Origin of the sequence: Synechococcus sp. CCY9201 (genome assembly GCF_034931105.1) — a bacterium.
Classification (GTDB): domain Bacteria; phylum Cyanobacteriota; class Cyanobacteriia; order PCC-6307; family Cyanobiaceae; genus CBW1002.
This window is the reverse complement of sequence record NZ_JAYGIC010000174.1, coordinates 1-2,413: the sequence shown is the minus strand read 5'-3', so window position 1 is coordinate 2,413 and position 2,413 is coordinate 1. Positions and strand designations below refer to the sequence as shown.

The following is a 2,413-nucleotide window of genomic DNA, read 5'->3' as shown; positions in this document are numbered from 1 at the left end:
GCAGCGACGTGGTGCTGGAGGCAGCGCTGCGGCGCTGCGGCGTGCTGCGGGTGGATCGCCTCTCGGACCTGTTCGACCTGGCCGGTGTGCTGGCCAAACAGCCCCGACGCCCCAGCGGCCGGCGCCTGGCGATCGTCACCAATGCCGGCGGCCCGGGGGTGCTCGCCACCGATGCCCTGGTGCTCAGCGGCGGCCAGCTGGCCCAGCTCTCGAACGAGAGCCTCACTGCCCTCGATGCGGTGTTGCCGGCCCAGTGGAGCCATGGCAACCCCATTGACATCCTCGGCGATGCCGATCCGGAGCGCTACGCCCGCACCATCGAGATCGCCCTGGCCGATCCCGGCAGCGATGGCCTGCTGGTGATCCTCACACCCCAGGCGATGACCGATCCCACCACCACGGCCCAGCGCCTGCGGCAGCTGGCCGAGGCCAGCAGCAAGCCCCTGCTGGCCAGCTGGATGGGGGGCGACGAGGTGGCCCGTGGGGTGGCGATTCTCAATGCCGCCGGGATCGCCACCAACTCCTACCCCGACGCCGCGGCCCGTCTGTTCATCGCCCTCTGGACCTTCAGCTACAACCTGCGCGGTCTGTACGAGACCCCCGCCCTGCTGCCTGAGGCCGATGAGGGTGCCGGCGCAAGAGCGCCGGACGACCATGCCACCGGTCGCCGCGTGCTGGAGCGAGCCCTGGATGAGGGCCGTGAGCTGCTGAGCGAGACGGAGGCCAAGCAGGTGCTGGCGGGCTACGGCATTCCGGTGCTGGACACCCGCCTGGCCCGCAGCGCCAGCCAGGCCCGCGCCGCCGCCGAGGCCATCGGCTTCCCCGTGGTGCTGAAGCTCAACAGCCGCACCATCACCCACAAGAGCGATGTGGGTGGTGTGTGGCTGGATCTCGCCAGCGGCGAGGCGGTGGAGGCGGCCTTCGCCGCCATGGCCAGCCGGATCCCGGAGCAGTGCGGGCCGGAAGCTTTCGATGGGGTGTCGGTGCAGCCGATGCTGCAGCGGCAGGGGGGCCTGGAGCTGATCGTGGGCAGCAGTCTCGATCCCCAGTTCGGGCCGGTGATCCTGTTCGGCAGCGGCGGCACCCTGGTGGAGGTGTACCGCGACAGCGCCGTGGCTCTGCCGCCCCTGAACACCACCCTGGCGCGGCGGTTGATGGAGCAGACCCGCGTCTACCACGCCCTGCAGGGGGTGCGCGGCGGCCCGCCAGCCGATCTGGAGGAGCTGGAGCGGCTGTTGGTGCGGCTCAGCCAACTGGTACTGGAGCAGCCCGCCATCCGCGAGATCGACATCAATCCGCTGCTGGTGCGGCCCGGCGATCCGGTGCGGCCCCTGGTGGCTGTTGATGCGCGCATTCTGATCCAGCCGGTGGCGGGCGCCACCTGTCCCCTGCCCCGACCGGCCATTCGCCCGTACCCCAGCCAGTACGTGCACCACTGGCGTCTGCAGGACGGCAGTCCGGTGACCATCCGCCCGATCCGGCCCGAGGACGAACCCCTGCTGGTGGCCTTCCACCGCACCCTTTCGGAAGAGAGCGTCTACTACCGCTACTTCCACATGATGTCGCTGAGCCACCGCATCACCCACGAGCGGCTGCTGCGCATCTGCTTCACCGACTACGACCGGGAGCTGGCCCTGGTGGTGGACCGGCGCGACCCCGATTACGGCGAGCACCGGGTTCTGGCGGTGGGGCGGCTCAGCCGGATGCATGGCTCCAATGACGCCGAGTTCTCGATGCTGATCAGCGACCCGTATCAGAGGCAGGGTCTGGGAACCGAGCTGCTGGCCCAGCTGCTGCGCAGCGGCCGCGATGAAGGTGTCGACCGGGTGACGGCCGAGATCCTGCACGAGAACGGCGCCATGCAACGGGTGTGCAGCAAGCTCGGGTTCAGCCTGCGCTCCACCCCCGAGGTGATGGAGGCCTGGATCGATCTGGCCACTGCATCGCTTCCCGGTGATGCGGTGCCGGTTGATCTGGTCGACGCTGATCAGGCTGGCCCTGATCCGGTCGGCGCTGATCCGCTCGCCAGCAGGGTCTCAACGTGAGCGGCGGCGCCGCCCGCCAGGCCCTGCAGCGCGTAGCCCCCCTCCAGCACGGACACCAGCCGGCCATCGGCGTGTTCGCTGGCGATGTCCAGGCAGAGCTGGGTGAGGGCGCCATAGTCGCTGTCCTCGAGCCGGAAGCTGCCCAGGGGATCGTCCCGGTGGCTGTCGAAGCCGGCCGACACCAGCACCAACTGGGGCCGGAACCGCTCGGCGGCGGGCCGCAGCACGGCGGTCAGGGCCGTGAGCACCGCCGGGCCGTCACTGCCGCCGGGCAGGGGGCAGTTGAGGGTGAAGCCCAGGCCCGGACCCTCCCCCCGTTCCGTGGCGGCGCCGCTGCCGGGGTAGTTGCCCCATTCATGCACGCTGGC

1 protein-coding gene and 1 pseudogene are annotated in these 2,413 nt (G+C 70.6%); one reads left to right on the top strand and one right to left on the bottom strand.

What is annotated here, in order from left to right; genetic code table 11:
• Positions 1-2,045, top strand: a 2,045-nt coding sequence (locus VB716_RS16695; RefSeq protein ID WP_323271073.1) for a bifunctional acetate--CoA ligase family protein/GNAT family N-acetyltransferase, incomplete at its 5' end; no start/stop codon positions are given.
• Here VB716_RS16695 and VB716_RS16690 read toward each other — a convergent pair.
• Positions 1,988-2,413, bottom strand: a pseudogene (locus tag VB716_RS16690) (histone deacetylase); the annotation flags it as partial. The gene VB716_RS16695 and the pseudogene VB716_RS16690 sit on opposite strands and share 58 nt — an antisense overlap.